This is a genomic window from Pseudoalteromonas sp. AWM4_233 (assembly GCF_056158285.1).
The window spans coordinates 2,355-2,850 of sequence record NZ_JBSWSZ010000091.1 but is presented as its reverse complement, the minus strand read 5'-3'; the positions used below and the strand labels follow the sequence as shown (position 1 = coordinate 2,850).

1 protein-coding gene is annotated in these 496 nt (G+C 40.1%); it reads left to right on the top strand.

Annotated elements, in window-relative coordinates:
- The coding region (locus tag ACXAC4_RS20920) for a 7TM diverse intracellular signaling domain-containing protein (protein ID WP_475165109.1) at positions 1 to 445 on the top strand (445 nt) is incomplete at its 5' end.
- Positions 446 to 496 lie beyond the last annotated feature (51 nt).

Here is a 496-nt window from a genome sequence, read left to right as displayed (position 1 = left end):
AAGGTTAACGACGGTTAGATTCACCTCTTACACAGCACCTCCTATTGAATATATAAAGTACAAAAGCAAATTCAATCTGATTTACGGTATTTTTGCCGGCTTTATTATCGCCCTAGCACTGATGCATTTGGCGCTGTTCTCATTTACCAAAAAGCCTTACTTTCTTTATGCGACAGCATTTGTGAGTTTACTTTGGTTACTCAACATTCACCTCTATGGCTTTAGCTATCGCTATTTGTATGGCAATTGGCAGTGGCTACAACAATACGCACAGCCTTTGCTGATCTTACTGTCGAGTAGCGCCTTAATTCCTTTATTGAAACCTTACATAAAGGTAGCAAAGCTCGAAGTATTTCTTTCGTCACCTAAGCGCTATACATATACTGTGATTGCAATACTCACACTTGCTCTGGGTCTATTGCCAATTGATGTAGGTGCTGTGTAAGAGGTGAATCTAACCGTCGTTAACCTTAGCAATACGTAGTGTTATGTTGGC